We start from the raw sequence: 17,629 nt of genomic DNA, 5'->3' as shown, positions 1-17,629 counted from the left end.
TATGAAAAATATTATTTACTCGGTAATTTTCTTATTTCTATTGGGATGTTCCGAGAAAAAGGAAAAGATCGACCGATATACTGAAGAGCAGGTGTCTTCCCTTCACTTAGGGGAGACGAGGGTAATGCATACGGTTAGTGACTCCTTGGTCAGGGTGGACTTGAATCCCATATTGTCAAATAAAGTATTTGATTTTCAAAAATTGGTAAAAAGCATTCGGCTTGTACCCCTTGAAACTACTGAAAAGAGCCTAATTGGTCCCATAAACAAAGTTTTAGCTACCGAATCACACATTTATATTTATGATAGATTTAAGGGCGGCGGATTGGTGGTGTTTGATAATGAGGGCAAGTTTATCAGAAGGATACCAAATGGTCAAGGGCCTGGTGAGCTGAGTCGCTTGTACGATATTGATTTTGATGAGGAAAATGATCAGTTGATCGCCTATGAACACTCGTTTTTGTCCTTTTATAAACCAGATGGTAAATTCATCCGACAGGAGCGTTTGCCCTTTGGTTTTTACAATATTGTGGCTATACCAAAGGGATATTTAATTTATGAATTGCCTGTCCAGGGTAATGACCATATGCGAGGATTCGAACAGTATAGTTTTTGGGTGACAGACAAGAACTTTAAGGTCAATGGTGTGGGGCTTTCCAGCTCATCAATAAAAGTGAGGTACCTTTGGCAAAGGTATATTTATGATAACGATGAAATAATCGTTACTCAAAGATTCAATGATACTATTTACCAGTATGATCAAAGTTCAGACCAGTTGAAATCGAAATACATTTTGAATTATAATGAAAATCAACTCCCCCTAAAATACATAAAGGGGTCTTTCGAGGAGTTTCAAAAGGTGGTAAAAGAAAATGATTATTTCTTTTTTATTGGAGAATATTTGGAAACGGCTGATTTTCAATTTTTTAGTATTGATAATTGGTTTAGAAAATCCAAAACTGTTATATATGGAGATAAAAGAACTGGAAATATGGAAGGAGGAACAAGTGGTCGGTTTAATATTGAAGAAATCCCTAGTTTAGCTCCTCCCCAAAGCACTTACAAAGAAGAGTTTATCTCTTGGTATATTCCCAGAAAGGATTTTCCATTTAATACGAAAAGTAAGATGCTGTCCGAGACGGACAAGGCTAAGGTACGTGACCTGACCAAAGAGGACAATCCGGTACTGGTATTCTTTAGGCTTAATGATTTTTAGGAAATGAAGGAAAGGGTGGTGTGGATAGCCTTGGTCGTTTTGTTGATGGGGCTAAACGGCGCAATGCTTTACAGGTATGTCCGAATGGAACGCGATGTGGGATTGTTGGTTCAGCTCAATGAGTACCAAGATGAGCATCAAGAAAATGCGTAGGCACCATATAAGTCCAGCTTTCATGTGGCTGCTATGAATGGTGGCCGACAACTGGACTCCATTTTAGGAATTAGCCTTACAGATTCAGTTTATAGCAGGGGTATATTTTCATGCCCTTAATATATAAAGTACCTGTAGGTAGTGAATTGTATAATATTTGAAATATTTTGTATTTTTTTTCAATAGATTATTTTTTATTTGACTCCTTTATTAGGTATGTTGAGTAGTACTTTGGTTTGTTATGGCGTTCCTGACAAAGACCCAAGTGTTGTTGCATTTAGGTTTGGTTTATCCCAGTTTTAGTGAAAAGTATGGAATTTCAGCGGAAGATAGCTTTTTTAATTGTTTCGTTATTGGTTACGATAAGTTGTAATTCAGCCAATGTAAAAGAAGGGCTTAAGAAAATTGATTTTTCAAAGGCGCCATTGAAGGACGTGGATTTCAGAGAAATTCCGAAGGAAAGCAAGTTTGTACCCCTTCGACTTCCAGATTCTGTTTATCTCGGAAAGATTGAGACCATAAGGTTTACGGATAAGTATATGGTTCTCCATGACAGGGAACTAGCCAAAGCACTGTATGTTTTTGATCATGAAGGGAACTACATTGGTCGATTGAAGAGACATGGAGAAGCAGAAGGAGAGTATTTATCTTTATATGCCTTTGCAGTAAGTGGAGGAAACGTTTATGTATATGATAGAAGGCTAGGGAACATTGTTAAATATACCTTTCCCGAATTTGACCTGGTTTCTTCGCAGTCTATGAATATTTACCTGACCGAAATGGTAGGCACCGGAAAAGGTTTCATGGGAATAAGTGACGATTTTGAGGAGGAGGGTTATTATTACGGACAGCTATTCTACGATGAAGATTTTCAGCTGATTAGCAATATAAAGAAAAGGCCTGGGATTATAGAAGCTACGGAAAGTACTGGTTTTTCAACTGACGATACAGGTGAGCTGTATTATAGCGAGCCTTTGTCGGAGATGGTGTACAAGATGGATGGGAAAATACTTAAAGAACAGTATTTGATTGACTTTGGAAGTCATGGGATTCCTACAGAGGTCGCCGAGTTTTCAGATGCTGAGGACTTTTATGAACTCCTTTCTGAGGGACATTATTTTTTTGCAGCGCATAACTTTAATAGGACTGGAAGTATCGTAAGTGTGAACTTTTATAACCAAGATATTGAACCCCAATTGCAAGGTTTGTATGACTTCAAAACCGAAAAAGGGATGATCATAAAAGACTTGGGCGAAGTTACAGATTATGTCATTGCCCCAATCAGTGTCCAGCAAGGCTATAATATCGCGCTGCTGTACCCCGATGAATATTCCAGGGAAACACTCCGCCTGCTGGGGATGAAGGAGGAAAACCTGGATAGTATAGATATATCAAAACCTGTTATATACAAATACCGATATGTCAAAATGCCCTCGTAGAAAATCAATTTTTCGTACGATCGCTACTGCAGCAGTTATTTCTTGTGCGATGAACATCCCCTCGCTTTGCGCTCAGGATACTTTAAGCTGGCATCTGTAAGAGACAGGTCTCCGGTGCCCTATGCGATGGTTATTTCTGATAGTTCATGGTAACTGTAAATTTTAAAAAAATCGTTTTATGAAAAAAGTCATCATTATAAGTATTGTATTTAACTTTCTCTTGGCATTTTTAGCTTATACGTTTTATAAAGCCAAGGAACAGAATATACAATATAGCGTGAAGCATGCAGTGGAGTTGACAAAAAAAACAAAAGAACTGGAATCGCTCCAGGAATATGCTTCCCTCATGGAGGGCTATACGGCGACCTTACAGGGGATCGCAATGGAAAACATCAGGCTCCAGAAGGAGCAATTGGATCTTTCAGGGCTGGGCATGAACCATAAAAACGGGCGTCGCTTGATTTTACTGATCGATGTCAATTCTTGTACAAAGTGCCTGGATATAGAGATGAAACGGATAAAGGAAAAAGGGTTGGAGGGAATCATTAATATCTTAATAAACGAGAGCTCGGAACGGCAAAGGAGAGTTTTCAAAAACAAGTATACTTATGAAGGAGATGTCCATTACACATCTACTCGGTTGTTCCAGCAAATTTCCTCTCCAGCTTATGTGGTCTGTGATCTAAATGGAGTCGTTCTGGATGCCTGTGTCATCCCAAAAGGCTTTCCTGAAATCCCAGATCTGTTTTTGGATAAATACAGGTGAATTGGTATAGAAAAAGGCATTTATGATTTTACGAATTTATGGCAGTATCCTAAGTTAGTCTCAAAGCTTTTATAAAGCGGAAGGATGTTGATTATTTGTGTCAGGACAATCAGGGAAATAATGGGCAAAAAACGACGGATTATACCGGCTTGAGGATATGGCGGAGTATGACGAGACCTTTTGGAAAAAGCCACCAGTTAGGATAAAAAACAGGCACTCAAAAAAGGAAGGGGCAGCCAAAGACAGGCCATAGTGGCCACAATGGCAGAATCTACGGTTTTGGGAGACCTTGAACCAGGGAAGAAGGACAAAAGCTGCCGTTATTTCAAAATGAAGAAGATCGAAGACCAGAAAGCCAAAACGGCCGAAAAACTGGTAAGGGACTTTATAGATAAAGAGGCTGTATTGCAGACCGATGAAAGCACGACTTATGTCAATCTGGAGGACTGCGTGGATATCCATATCCATAAATATCCTCATCGACAGAGGGGAAATTCAACCTGAAATGGGCACATATAGCCATCAGTAACTTCGGCCAAAAATTATTTGACAGGCTGGTAATTGCGGCTATTTACCCGTACTGGCACGATAGCGTATAATCATAACATTTAACTATAATATGATGAAAAACAACCTAAAAGCAATTAAATGGCTTCGTTGGGTCGCAGCAGGGGTTTTCGGACTAATGCTGACCTTTAACATTATGATCAGCTTGGACTTTGATAAGGAAAAGTTGTTGCCTTCTTTGGCGCTTATAGTGTTAGATAGTAAGGCGTATGCGCAGAGTGAGGGTTCAGTTTCTGACTGTCCTGGTGGATCTTGCACACATACGGATTATTATAATGGACAACCTACTGTAAAATGTACAGCATGTTGTCCTAGTGGAAAATCGCCGGAATGTAGTTCCATAAGGTGCGAGTGCAATTAGGTAATAAGATGTTCTCTCTAGCCTTTAATTATACCCTAAGAAGACGGCTATTTCTGCTTAGGGCATTAGTAATCGATTGTGGGATTGGTTGGTTTATTTTTTTTACCCTTTTATTATGTTTCAGCAGTTGTGGTGATAAAAGACACACAGCAGATGAGGTATTGGTTATAAACCCCAAAGAAGCTGATCGGTCAATGCTACTGTCTGAATTGGTGGATTCAGTATATTATATAAAACTCGAAACCAGTGAAAATTGCCTTATGGGGCAATTGAGAGAGGTTGTCATCAAAGAGAAGTACATATATGCAATAGATAAACAACAGGAGGCGATTTTTGTATTTGACAAGAAAGGGCGTTTTATTTCAAAATTGGACAATAAAGGGGAATCTCCCGAAGAATATACTGTGATGGGGCCGGTCTTTATAAGTGAAAATGAAGACTTTATAGAGGTAATCGATGATTCTAAAAGAGAGCGATCCAGAATGATCAAGTATTCCAATATTTCCTTTGAGTACCTTCGAGAACGTCCAGTTATTGCCCCAGTGGCGAATTCTTGGAGAAGGAAAAATGACTTTATGTACTTTTCCACCCAGCAGATTGAAAATATTGTAAATGATGAAGTAACCAATGCTGATCTTATTGTGGTAAAAGACAATAAGGATCAAAGGGCGCTTTTTAAGAAGAATATAGACTCCCAAGGAAATACATTTTCCCCAAATGTGGAAAGTTTCACAGTGAATGATAAAGGGGATATATATGTCTCGCTGATGTACAGCAATACGTTTTATCAGTTATCTGGAATGGAGGCAGATCCTATTTTGACCATTGATTTTGAGAAATATGGAATGGATAATACAGTTGGGCAAAGGAGTACCCAGAAACAAATGGAGTATTTGGAAAGGGGAACGGAAGGGTTGGCAACTTTTCCGGTACTTAATATCAATAACGATGATGTTATGGCGTTCTCCTATTACTTTAAGGAAAATTCGACCAACCAGCTGAACCATTATATAAACTTCAAGAAATCAAATAGGTATTTTCACGTTCACAAAATAGTCAATGACTTGACTGATTTTCCAAGGAACATTTACTTGAGTTCATATTTGTGGGCCATTCGCTATGAGGTGATGCACGGTGATTTCCTAGTGGAGGTAGTATTACCCTGGCATGAACTTCAGGAAAAAGAAATGTATTTTAATGGGGTGGGCACTGTTAAAGCGGAAGACAATCCGATTATTCTTTTGATGAAGCCCAAGAAAGTATTTATGTAAAATAGGTTGTGTGGTTATGGACAGGCAATGATTCGTACCTGACCAAGAAGATAAATATAGTGAGTTTCTCAGTAAACGTTGATAATACCCTATTATCTGGTTTGATTAGAGACAGATATCATGAAGTCGTATTATAAAAATTGTCCCAATTATGAATTTATCTGCTGACCTCTATTTTATAATATATATTTTACTAGTAGTTTGTGTTACACAAGGGGCCGCCTATATCATATCGAATCCATTATATTACTGGTATGGGGATATTGTACTTCATGATCAGAGTAATAGGTACAGGTAACCAGAGCATAATACTGATGACAGTTCTAGTACTGGGAGGTCTGGCTCAGGTAATTTACGGAGAGCTCCAGCTTTACGGGATATATCCTTCATTGCATTCGGGATTTCCGGTTACGGGCAGCTTCTTTAATCCTGGACCGTATTCCGGTTATCTATCGGTGGTCTTTCCTGTTGCCTTCGGGGGGATTTACTGACAAAAAAGGAAGCCGTACCAGCTCCTACCAAACTCGATTTTACTAAAAAAAACGGGAGCAGTGATCAAGCACTGGCCAAAAAGTTTGCTAATGGACGAACTACTGTCTATTGATCAAACAATACATGCTGAATGTGCTTATAATTCGTCAAAAAATCCTTTGTCACACGATAAGTGGCTGTTTCTTCGTAGGGCACTTTTTGTAAGCCCTGCTCGGAGAATTCCAAGATATCGGCATTGGGGTAGGCCAGCAGAATAGGGGAATGAGTGGCAATAATAAATTGAGACTGTTGCTTTACCAAACGGTCAATTTGGGCCAAGGCGTCTAGTTGCCTGGAAGGGCTTAAGGCTGACTCTATTTCGTCAAGAAGATAAAATCCATTTCCCCTGAACCTGTTTTCCATTAGTGCCAAAAAGGCCTCTCCATGCGATCTGGTGTGTAATGATCTATTGCCATAGTATTTGTAAATTTCTTCTCCGAGCCGATCGATTTCGGAGGCTACATTGTAAAAGGACTCGGCTCTAAGAAAGAAACTGTCTTTGGGCTTTCTATAGCCTTTGATAAACTTGATGTCTTCCGATAGTGGACTATGGCTTTCTTGTGTCGAGAAGTTGAAATTTTTACTGCCGCCTTCGGCATTTAGGCTCATGCCCACTGCAATGGCTTCCAGTAAGGTAGATTTTCCACTGCCATTTTCCCCGACGAAGAACGTGACAGGAGCACCAAATGAAAGCTCCTTCAAGTTGGCGAGGGAAGGTATATCATAGGGGTAGCCTTTTTTATTGCCAAAAAGAGGCTCTAGGGAAGTAAGAAAATTCTGGTTGAGTTCCATGATCGGGAGTGAACAGTGATTTCAAAAATTCAATTTAACACAAATCTGATGGGTACAATGAAATAATCATCCACAGGGTTTCCTTCCAGGTCTAGGGCAGGGTAGAAGTCCCCATCATATTTATTGACCAGTCTTCTGACCTCTTTACATAAACTGTTTGCCATAAAAGCCGAATTGGCAATTTCTACATGTGATAGCTTTCCTTCTTTGGAGATATACAATGCAGCCTTGACGGTACCCGAGTCCCCATTTCGCCGAGCCTCAGTGGGGTAGGTGATCTCCCGAGCCAGAAAGTCATTCCAATCATTAGGCTCCTTGAAAGCGGCATCATGGATGACACGTTGGGTTTCGATAAACTCACCACTATCAGCCTCCTTGATATAGGTAGCATTGCTTTTCAATACCTGATAGTATTGCTTGATGGGTTTTCCTTCTTTCAGAAATGTCCTTTCGACGATACGGGCTACATAATCGTGGTTGGTTATTGCCGTCTTGTTGCCCAGGGAATCTACAGTAGTCTTGGAGGAATGGATGATTTCTCCATTTTTGTCCTTGATAAATACCCATAAGCCAACGAGTTTAAGGTCTTTGGTCAATATATGATAGGCATCTTTTTGGTCGTCACTGGAAAATAACCTTTTGTAATAGTACGCCTTCTCTTTTTTCTTGATTTCTTCCCCGTATTTATTAAGAGGGATAACGCCTTGGGCCTGAAGCTTATAGGTCAAAATCAGCGTGAGGCAAAATACACATAGAAAAGCTTTGTTTAGCATAATTCAGAGGAGTTGTGTAGTTCAATAATTTAGTGGATTTTTTGTTGTGCGGCAATAATCCGGCTACGCAAAAATACGCAAATGACCTTTTTGATGGGAGGGGGAGACGGTTTTTAGAATGAATGCTGTCATCTTAATTAAAAAAAGCTAACTATTAGAACTAAAATTAACAACATGGTAACTGAAACTCGTGCCGATTAATTTTATGGCCAAAATATAAATCTTATTTTTGTTCACTGAACTGTTTTTAAACCAATAATTGGAAAACTCATTTTACCATGGGCTGGTCACAGCAGACCTTCCAATCAACCTAATAAACATGAAAAATACCAATCCAACACAAACAGCAGCTTGGAAAAAATTGTCCCAGCTGGCTGACCAGAAAAAATCACAAACCATCCAATCACTTTTTGCTGACAGCAGTCGATTTGAGAAATACTCGACCCGTTTTGAGGACATTTTGGTGGATTACTCGAAAAACAGGATAGATGATGAAGTGTTGTCCACGCTTTTTGAATTGGCCAATGAAATTGACCTAAAGTCAGCCGTAGAGGCGATGTTTACTGGTGTCCATATCAACCAGACAGAAGATAGGGCTGTGCTTCATACGGCTTTGAGAAACCGCAGCAATACCCCTGTGGAAGTAGATGGCAAGGATGTCATGCCTGATGTCAATGCCGTGTTGGCGCAGATGAAGGCCTTTGCCGATAAGGTAAATAATGGTGAGTGGAAAGGCTTCACCGGAAAGCCCATCAAATCACTGGTGAATATCGGTATTGGGGGAAGTGACTTGGGGCCTGTAATGGTGACTGAAGCACTGAAGCCTTACCAATATGAAAGCCTCGATATCCACTTTGTCTCTAATGTGGATGGTACACATATGGCCGAAACCTTGAAAAAAGTAGATGCGGAGACGACCCTTTTCTTTATTGCTTCCAAGACGTTTACGACGCAAGAAACCATGACCAACGCCCATACGGCGAGATCTTGGTTCCTTGACCATGCCAAAGATGAAGCAGCCGTAGCCAAGCACTTCGTGGCATTATCCACCAATGCCGAGTCTGTTTCGGAATTTGGGATTGATACGGACAATATGTTTGCCTTTTGGGATTGGGTAGGAGGAAGGTATTCGCTTTGGTCTGCCATCGGATTGCCTATTGCCTGTGCCATAGGTTTTGATCAATACGAAAAACTATTGGAAGGTGCACATGCGGTAGATAAGCATTTCAGAGGAGCTGACTTGGAGTCAAATATCCCTGTGCTTCTGGCTTTGATAGGAATATGGAATACCAATTTCCTTGGAGCTGCATCAGAGGCTATTTTGCCATATGATCAATACATGCACCGTTTTGCAGCCTATTTTCAGCAGGGAAATATGGAAAGTAACGGGAAGTATGTCTCTAGGAATGGCGAAAAAGTGGACTATACTACCGGTCCCATCATCTGGGGAGAGCCAGGAACCAATGGTCAGCATGCTTTTTACCAATTGATCCACCAAGGCACCCATTTGATCCCTTGTGATTTTATTGCACCAGCCATTTCCCATAATCCTGTAGGCGACCACCACCCGAAGTTGCTTTCCAACTTCTTTGCGCAGACAGAAGCCTTGATGAACGGTAAGTCGCTGGAGGAGGTAAAAGAGGAGCTTGCCAAATCCGGCAAATCTGAAGCCGAGATCGCCAAATTGGCACCGCACAAGGTGTTTGAAGGCAACCGTCCTACCAACTCCATTTTGGTTAAAAAAGTAGATCCCTATACCTTGGGAGCGCTTGTGGCGATGTACGAGCACAAGATCTTTGTCCAAGGGGCAATATGGAACATCTTTAGCTTTGACCAGTGGGGTGTGGAGCTTGGAAAAGTCCTTGCCAAGAAGATTCTTCCTGAGCTGGAAGGGGATGAAAAAGTCACCTCACATGATGCGTCTACTAATGGCCTGATCAATGCTTACAAAGCCATGAGATAAATCAATAGATCAGTTGAACAGGATTCAAGGCCCGGCTTTTGTCGGGCTTTTTCTTTTCTATCTTTGCTCTTCTATAAGAAAACAGATTTTATATGCGCATTACGAACGCCTACCAAAACAACCTCAAGAACGTTTCATTGGCCATTCCCGAAAATCAGCTGGTCGTGGTGACAGGTTTATCGGGATCAGGGAAATCGTCCTTGGCCATGGGAGTGATAGCCAATGAAGGATATCGCTATTTTTTGGAAAGCCTGCCGGCCTATAACCAGCAAAATGCACAAGCGATCCCTACCGCAGAGGTGGACAGTATCACTGAGTTGCCACCGGTGATCAAGGTGGAGCAGTCCAAGCGCTTTCAGTCTATCAGCGCTACTTTTGGGACACTATCGGAGTTGACACCGCTGTTTCGGGTGTTATTTGCCCGCTATGCGGGGGAGGAGACCATGAGCAAGTCACTTTTCTCCTTTAACCACCCAAAGGGAGCCTGCGAAAACTGTCGTGGCATTGGTGAGGCGGAGTACATCGATATCGATAAATTGGTGGGCGACGAGAACAAGACCTTGCGGGAAGGTGCCATCACCACCACCTTGCCCAATGGCTATATTGTTTATTCACAGGTAACGGTGGAGGAGTTGGACAAGGTGTGTGCCGCGCATGGGTTTTCGGTAGATGTACCTTGGAAGGAGCTCAGTCCCGAACAGCAGGAGGTAATCCTCTATGGCAGTAACCGCATCAAAGTCTTTTACGGCAAACACAGCCTGGAATCCCGACTCAGGTGGGAGGGGTTCAAGGCCAAACCGCGTGAGGAAGGCTATTACAGAGGGATTATCCCTATCATGTCTGATATTCTTAGACTTGATAGGAATGTCAGCATCTTGCGCTTTGTGAGCTCCAAATTATGCCCAAGCTGTCACGGGGCACGGATAAAGCCCGAACACCTGACGTACCGATGGAAGGGATTGAACTTTCAGGAGTGGATGGAGCTGCCCTTGCAGCAATTGTATGACCGCCTTCAAGCACAAGCCTTTACCGGTGGTGAAAAAGTACTGGTCGATAAGCTGTGCACCCAACTGCTGGACCTTATCCGGCTCGGCATGGAGCATTATCAACTGAGCACATCCAGCTTGGACATTTCCTCTGGGGATGGGCAGCGCATAAAGTTGATCAAGCAGGTGAACAGCAGCCTGCAAGGCATCTTGTATGTATTCGATGAGCCCTCGATCGGTTTGCCGTCGGCTTATCAACAGCATCTTCGCCATATTTTTGATCGATTGATCCATCGGGGAAATACCGTGATGGTGGTGGAGCATGACCTTGATTTTATCCAATCGGCAGATTGGATCGTGGAGCTGGGCCCAAAAGCAGGAGTAGATGGGGGAGAAGTCCTTTTTAACGGAGCCACCGAGGAATTTCTACAGGCAACAGGGCTTGAAAGCCCGACCTTGACCGCTACTCAAGAGGCTGGTAAGCAGACTAAAAAGCAAGTGGCACTCAAGCCGGTAGCCAGTTTTCAGCCCGCTGCCAAAACCTTGTCCGTGGTCAGCAGAAAAACAAGTGCGGTGCAGGAGCGGATTTCCGCTTACGCTGAAGAGCATGACCTGAATATCCTTACGGTAACGGACCAGCCGATTGGAAAAACGCCTCGGAGCAATCCTTCCACCTATACCGGGCTGGCCGATAAAATCCGGGATTTGCTGGCCAAAACCCCTGAGGCAAAAGCCTTGAAATTGGCAAAAGGCGCTTTTTCCTTTAACAACAAAACCGGTCGCTGTCCCAACTGTGAAGGAGCGGGCGTGATCACCCTTTCCATGAGCGTGATGGGAAATATCAATCAAATCTGTCCTGTCTGCCAAGGTAAGCGCTTTAAGCCCGATGTGCTAAAAGTACATTGGGGCAATAAGAATATTGCGGAGATCTATGACCTGAGTATCAAGGAAGCAAGGGGCTTTTTTGCAGAAGAAAAGAAACTGGCGGAGATATTGACCTTGATGCTCCAATTGGGGCTGGGATACATCAAGCTGGGCCAGCCTTCCAATACCTTGTCCGGGGGAGAAGCTCAGCGTATCAAGTTGACCAAGCATTTTGCCAAGCCTTTCAAAAAGACCATCTTGCTCTTGGAGGAACCGAGCATCGGGCTGCATCAGCAGAATGTGCAGCAATTGATGGATGCCTTGAACCAACTAAAAGAGCAAACGGCAGGGATTGTATGTTTCGAGAATCACCCGCTTTTCCAATCCGGATGTGATATATTGGTGGACAATGCCTTACGCCCTCAGTTGTCCGAGGACAAGCTGCCACCGGTACAGGACCAAGACGTCATAGCCGTCAGAGGAGCCCGTACGCATGCCCTCAAAGACATCAGCCTGGAATTCCCCAAGGAGCATTTGTCGGTGGTCACTGGAATTTCTGGGTCCGGAAAGTCCTCCTTGGTCATTGATACCTTGCACGGGTATGGCTTGCAGGAAATGACCAAGCAATTTTCAAGCTATCAGCAATCGAGAGTGGGTGTTAATTTTCAGCTGGAAGTGGATTATATCGAAGGCCTTACCCCGAGTATTTGCATTACCCGAAAGGAGAAGAACTTTTCCGAGCATTCGGACATTGCCCAACAAACGGATTTTGATAAAACCCTGCGTTTTGCCTTTTCCAGAAAGGCCCAGTACACTGGGTTGGAGTGGTCTGCAAGCCACTTTTCCAGTAACCATGAATTGGGAAAATGTGTAGTCTGTGATGGGGTGGGGCAGGAATTGCTCCCCGATCTCAACAAAATCGTCTTGGATGAGAACCAGTGCATTGCGGATGGGCTGTTTGAGCATCACAAATCCTTGGCGTATTATGGCCAAGCCAGTGGACAGTACATGGCCATTTTGGAAGTAGTCGGAAAGGAATATGGCTTTGACCTGACTACCCCGTTCAAGGAATTGACTGCTGTTCAAAAAGAGGTGGTGTTCAAAGGTGTGGAAGAAAGAACCTGGGAGGCAACTTGGAAATTCAAAACCAAAACCCGGGAAGGTACGCAGCAGGTAAAGATGAAGTGGAGCGGTCTTTTCAAGTACCTGATGGATGAATATTTTTTGACCCGAAAGAACAAATACCAACCGCTCAAATCCCTGCTTTCATACGCTGAATGCAGCCATTGCTACGGTAGTGGGCTCAAAACGGAACGGCTGGAAGTACAAATTGGAGATAAGTCCATCCATGCACTGAAATCGATGGATTTCAGAGGACTTGACCGCTGGTTAAGTACATCGAAAGCTACTGAACAGGTCGATCAACAGCTGATCGAAAGCATCAGGGCACATTTGACCAATACGCTTAAACGGGCAAGCCAACTACATATCGATCACCTTCAGCTCAACCGAAAGTCGACGACCTTAAGCGGGGGAGAGCAGCAGCGGGTGGCCCTGATCAAGCAGCTCAATAGTCCACTAAAGGGAATTACTTATTTGTTGGATGAGCCTTCTGCGGGGTTATCGGCAGAGAATATTCCGGACCTGGTGCAACTGTTGAAGGAGTTGGTAGAAAAGGGAAATACCGTAATCGTGATCGAGCACAACAAAGAAATCATGATGGCAGCGGATAATTTGGTGGAGATTGGCCCAAAAGCCGGAAAACATGGGGGATATGTTACCTTTGATGGAATCCCGAATGCCTTTCTGAAAAAGCCGGATTGCCATCCATTTTTAAAGCAACCTACCAAGCCGATTGCCTTGGAAGCAGGGAAGGAGGCGATATCATTACGGCAACTGGCCAAGCATACGTTGGTCAAGGAAGCATTGGACATACCTGTAGGCGGTATTACGGCCATTACGGGTAAGTCGGGGATCGGAAAGACTACCTTGGTGAAAGATGTCCTGATACCAAGCATCGTCCAAGGTCATCCGGTGAACTGTACCGCCATTAGCTGTCCTCAACCATACAGCGGTGCCCAGTATTTTGAGCCGAAAAAGCTGAATGCCCATAACAGTACTTTGCTGGTGGCGTATTTGGATCTATTAAAAGACATTAGCAAAATCTTTGCAAAGGAGACAGGCTTAAAGGCGAAGGACTTTTCCTACAAAAACAAGTCCAGTCAATGCCCCAACTGCAAGGGAACCGGAACAGTAGCTACCAGTCTGGATGTCGCCGCCAACCATATCGAACAATGCGAGGTGTGCCATGGACAGCGATACCAGTCCCATTTATTGGAATACCGTGTGGGAGGGCTCCATATCGCGGAGGTATTGGCCCTATCGCTGAAGGAATGGCAAACTTGGCTGGCTGATCAGCATTTGGCCAGCTCCAGGCAGCAATTTATCCAACAACTGGAAGCGATAGGCTTGGCGCACCTGAGCTTGGAGCAAACGGTAAAATCCCTCTCCTCGGGAGAAAAACAACGCTTGCTATTGCTCAATTGGCTTAATGGCAAGACACAAGACCAGCTCTTGGTTTTGGATGAGCCGAGCACTGGCCTGCACTATGCGGATATCGATCTGCTATTTGATATTCTCCAAGATCTTAGCCAAGCCAATGACATCCTAGTGATCGATCACAATCCGTACCTGCTGGAGAAAATTGGCGTGGGTGTGGTGTTAGAGTGATTATGAAGGGAGTCGGGGGCATAATTTCAAAAGCCCCCGCAGTGCAACTGACGGGACAACGGGGTGCAACAGACAGGGTTAGCACTTTTCTATGGTAAAGTAACTTTGTCGTATGGCAAATACCATGATTTCCCAACCGGTGTTGCAAACTCGGGTTGGGAAATCATAATCTTGAGTTTTCGACCTGATTATTGCCTAACTGACAACAGCATTCACCAGGAATTACACGCCCAAATTAGGCAGTACAAAGGATTTCGTGTTTGCGTTTAGCCGGATCCATAAGCCTGGGTTGGCATTTAGCTGTTGCAGGGCTTCCTCTCTGTCGGTACTGATGGCTGTGTGGAGGACCTTAGCGTAGGTTTTGACTTTGGCGGGGGCAGAATCGGCATCTACTACGGATTGAACCACCTTTTTGGCCTGCAAGATGGCTGCTGGCCCCAAGGTGAGGATGTACTCGGCAGAGCGGCATTCCTTTTCGTCATGTTCGTTCACCACACTTCCACCAGCTTTAAACTTGCTGATGTGGTGCTCCAAAATACTACTGGAAATGGGGATCAAACCGGCCACGTGTTGGGGCTTTGCTCCGGAAAAGGGCTTGATATAGGCCAGGTGCGATGCTTGGTTTTCTTCTGGACCATGACCAATAAAGAAGATGTCCAGACCGCCCAAGTCTTCCAATTTATTCAAATAGTCGACCAAGGCAGATTCTAAGTCCTCCGTATCGGTTTGCATGGGCGTAAAACTCTTTATTTTTTTGAAAAAAGCATCGCCCAAAATGCGCTCAAAATCCCTGACAAAACTAAAACCATTGGCCATACCCATCGGTGCCAGGGCATCTTGGGTAAATACATTCAGCCGCGAGAGCAGCTCATCTTTTTCTCCCGATTCTGCCAGCTTTCCTAGCAAACGATGTAATTCCTGAGCGCCTCTACCACCAAGCAGGGCAATATTGATATCACCATCTTTTCCTTCTGCGGTGGCATAAAGCTCATTTAGCATGGCTTGGCCTATCTCCGCCTCACTGTCAAGGACGGTGGGCGTAATGCCATGATCCGAAAAGCTAGCGGCTGGATCACTTTTCTTGGACAGCCATACATTATTATTTTCTTCATTTCTGACGAATGTCGTGTGGTCTGTGTTCATTGTAATCGTATCTTTTTGTAATGGTTAATTTTTCCTTAGGCTATATTGGTATACCGAATAGCTTTACAAAAGTCAAAAATACACTTATACACGGGATATTCATTGGGATCAAGCCGGAAAGTTGGGGATTGTGCCTGGTTCTGATAGAACACAGACCTTGCAGATGAGTATGATTTGTGTTGATCTTTTTTCACCTGAAGGGAAAGGTAACAAAGGTGATGTGGTGAAAGTCACGTAGGAAAATCGCTTTCCTTATAAAAGAGGGTGATTAGCGTGCTTTCCAATACTTGATTTCCAGCTGTTTTTGTTAAGCGATTATCCTTAGCGATCTTGATAGAGGTAGAGATAATCGTAGTGGACAATGGGTTTTTGATTGCTTATTCCTTGTTTTTCGGCAGCCACTTTGGCACCATAGGCGGCCTTGCCAAGGCCAATTTTACGGCCATCTTCCGATTGGATACGGATGATTTCACCCTTGGTGAAGTTTCCCCTGATCTCAAGGATTCCAATGGGGAGCAGGCTGGTGATGGTATCGGATCGCAGGGCATTTTCGGCACCAGCACTGATGATGACTTCGCCTTTGGAATAGTGTTCACTGTGAGCAATCCACTTTTTGGGGCTTTGTTTGGCCTTGGCGGGTTCAAAATAGGTACACCGCAACCTGTTGTGGTAGTAATCGATCAGCACATCTTCCCGTTTGCCATTGGCAATGGTGACACCGATGCCCAGATCGGCTGATTTTTTGGCCATGTTCATCTTTGTGAGCATTCCGCCACGGCCGAAGGAACTTTTGGAAGAGGAAATAAAATTGGCCATCGATGGAGTTTTTGAGCCTACTTTTTCGATCAGCTCAGCTTCGGGATCATTCGGATGGCCCTTATAGATTCCGTCCACATTGCTGAGGAGGATCAGGTTGTTGGCATCCAACATGGCGGCCACCAGCCCTGCGAGTTCATCATTATCGGTAAACATCAATTCGGTCACCGAAACGGTGTCGTTCTCATTGATTACTGGAATGATATTGTTTTTCAGGAGCCCTTCCAGGCAGTTTTTCATGTTCAGGTAGTGCTTTCTGTCCCTGAAATCACTCTTGGTCACCATGATCTGCGCAATTGGCGTGTTGTGCTCTAGGAAAAGCTGCTTGTAGTTCTTGATCAGCTCGATTTGGCCAACTGCTGCGAGTATCTGTTTCTGGACGACCGCATCGGTTTTTTTCTCAAAAATCGTAGATTTTCTCCCGAAAGCCACTGCACCGGAAGTGATCAGGACGATCTCTTGGCCTTGCTCTCGGAGGTAGACCATTTGTCGCACCAAGGCTTTCATGCGCAAGTTGTCAGGAGAACCATTGGCTTGGGTGAGGACATTGGAACCTATTTTGATAACGATGGTATTGGCCTTTTGGTGGATCATACGGACAGTTTATAAAGCAGTACCAAAAATAGCAAGGTTTCCGGATATTTCTCTCGGATTGACCGGATGTTTATTGTGGGGATTTCCCGCGGATTACACAGGAATTTTTATGGTTCTCACGGAATGCACAGAGTACACAGAATGTACCAGGTGATTAAGGAGGGGAATGTTACTGGAATTCTGTACGAATAAAGTACTTTTGGTGACATTTTTTATAAAATCCCTAAGTCCTCGAGTAAATTTCTAAATTGAAGCTTTACCAACTAAATTATCAGGCAATTGGAAGTAAACAAGGAGTTGACATATACAATACGCGGGATTATTTTTAGAGTTCACAAAGAATTGGGTCCCGGCTTATTGGGGCGTGTTTATGAAGAAGCGTTATTGTATGAATTTTCTAAAGCGGGACTGGCTGCCGAAGCTCAGGTTGCTGTTCCTGTAAACTATCATTCAGTAAAATTGGATATGGGGTTTAGGCTGGATATTTTGATAGAAAATTGTGTGATTTTAGAAATTAAATCGGTTTCCGATTTACTGGATGTGCATAAGAAACAATTGCTTACTTATCTCAAATTGTCCAATAAACCCCTAGGCTTCTTGATTAACTTTAACAGTTCATTTTTAATAGACAGAGAAAGTATCATTAGAATTATTAATTAATTTT

At 43.4% G+C, this 17,629-nt stretch carries 13 protein-coding genes and 1 pseudogene; 10 read left to right on the top strand and 4 right to left on the bottom strand.

Features of this window, described 5'->3' with window-relative positions; translation table 11 throughout:
• Position 1: 1 nt before the first annotated feature.
• The 7 genes and pseudogenes from DN752_RS03855 to DN752_RS24365 all read left to right on the top strand — a co-directional run bounded on the left by DN752_RS03855 (position 2) and on the right by DN752_RS24365 (position 6,264).
• Positions 2–1,216 (top strand): 6-bladed beta-propeller, encoded by a 1,215-nt coding sequence (locus DN752_RS03855; protein ID WP_112782762.1) that lies wholly within the window; start codon positions 2–4, stop codon positions 1,214–1,216.
• A 3-nt stretch (positions 1,217–1,219) separates the two neighbouring features.
• Positions 1,220–1,369: a hypothetical protein gene (locus DN752_RS24370; RefSeq protein WP_162633103.1), complete on the top strand. Its 150-nt coding sequence runs from the start codon at positions 1,220–1,222 to the stop codon at positions 1,367–1,369.
• A gap of 353 nt (positions 1,370–1,722) precedes the next feature.
• Positions 1,723–2,808 carry a 6-bladed beta-propeller gene (locus DN752_RS03850; RefSeq protein WP_162633102.1) on the top strand — a complete coding sequence of 362 codons (1,086 nt, stop codon included), beginning with the start codon at positions 1,723–1,725 and terminating at the stop codon, positions 2,806–2,808.
• Positions 2,809–2,986: 178 nt separating this feature from the next.
• The gene (locus tag DN752_RS03845; RefSeq protein ID WP_112782760.1) at positions 2,987–3,574 is read left to right on the top strand and encodes a hypothetical protein; all 588 of its coding nucleotides are present in this window, start codon (positions 2,987–2,989) and stop codon (positions 3,572–3,574) included.
• 108 nt (positions 3,575–3,682) lie between these two features.
• Positions 3,683–4,173 (top strand): annotated as a pseudogene (locus DN752_RS24855) (IS1595 family transposase); the annotation flags it as partial.
• 337 nt (positions 4,174–4,510) lie between these two features.
• Positions 4,511–5,773 carry a 6-bladed beta-propeller gene (locus DN752_RS03835; protein WP_112782758.1) on the top strand — a complete coding sequence of 421 codons (1,263 nt, stop codon included), beginning with the start codon at positions 4,511–4,513 and terminating at the stop codon, positions 5,771–5,773.
• Positions 5,774–6,087: 314 nt separating this feature from the next.
• A complete protein-coding gene (locus DN752_RS24365) occupies positions 6,088–6,264 on the top strand; it encodes a hypothetical protein (RefSeq protein ID WP_162633101.1) in 177 nt (58 codons plus the stop codon).
• A gap of 106 nt (positions 6,265–6,370) precedes the next feature.
• On the opposite strand, the gene DN752_RS03830 is transcribed toward DN752_RS24365, so the two are convergent.
• Together DN752_RS03830 and DN752_RS03825 are read right to left on the bottom strand one after the other, a co-directional pair.
• Positions 6,371–7,096 (bottom strand): AAA family ATPase, encoded by a 726-nt coding sequence (locus DN752_RS03830; protein ID WP_112782757.1) that lies wholly within the window; start codon positions 7,094–7,096, stop codon positions 6,371–6,373.
• A gap of 29 nt (positions 7,097–7,125) precedes the next feature.
• On the bottom strand, positions 7,126–7,869 hold the full coding sequence (locus tag DN752_RS03825) for an energy transducer TonB (RefSeq protein ID WP_112782756.1): 744 nt from the start codon (positions 7,867–7,869) through the stop codon (positions 7,126–7,128).
• Positions 7,870–8,188: 319 nt separating this feature from the next.
• On the opposite strand from DN752_RS03825, the gene pgi reads away from it, so the two are divergent.
• Both pgi and DN752_RS03815 read left to right on the top strand, forming a co-directional pair.
• Positions 8,189–9,832, top strand: coding sequence for a glucose-6-phosphate isomerase (gene pgi, locus DN752_RS03820; RefSeq protein WP_112786408.1), 1,644 nt, complete (start codon positions 8,189–8,191; stop codon positions 9,830–9,832).
• A gap of 92 nt (positions 9,833–9,924) precedes the next feature.
• A complete protein-coding gene (locus DN752_RS03815) occupies positions 9,925–14,412 on the top strand; it encodes an ATP-binding cassette domain-containing protein (RefSeq protein ID WP_112782755.1) in 4,488 nt (1,495 codons plus the stop codon).
• A 222-nt stretch (positions 14,413–14,634) separates the two neighbouring features.
• On the opposite strand, the gene DN752_RS03810 is transcribed toward DN752_RS03815, so the two are convergent.
• Both DN752_RS03810 and proB read right to left on the bottom strand, forming a co-directional pair.
• Positions 14,635–15,555: a sugar phosphate isomerase family gene (locus DN752_RS03810; protein WP_112782754.1), complete on the bottom strand. Its 921-nt coding sequence runs from the start codon at positions 15,553–15,555 to the stop codon at positions 14,635–14,637.
• A gap of 321 nt (positions 15,556–15,876) precedes the next feature.
• Positions 15,877–16,965, bottom strand: a complete 1,089-nt coding sequence (proB, locus tag DN752_RS03805) for a glutamate 5-kinase (RefSeq protein ID WP_112782753.1) — start codon at positions 16,963–16,965, stop codon at positions 15,877–15,879.
• A gap of 279 nt (positions 16,966–17,244) precedes the next feature.
• Between proB and DN752_RS03800 the strand changes: the two genes are divergently transcribed.
• Entirely contained in the window at positions 17,245–17,625 is a 381-nt protein-coding gene (locus tag DN752_RS03800; RefSeq protein WP_112782752.1) for a GxxExxY protein, read from the top strand.
• Positions 17,626–17,629: the final 4 nt, after the last annotated feature.

Source organism: Echinicola strongylocentroti, from assembly GCF_003260975.1.
Taxonomy (GTDB): Bacteria; Bacteroidota; Bacteroidia; order Cytophagales; family Cyclobacteriaceae; genus Echinicola; species Echinicola strongylocentroti.
The sequence above is the reverse complement of the archived record's forward strand: the minus strand, read 5'-3'. Positions and strand labels throughout refer to the sequence as shown.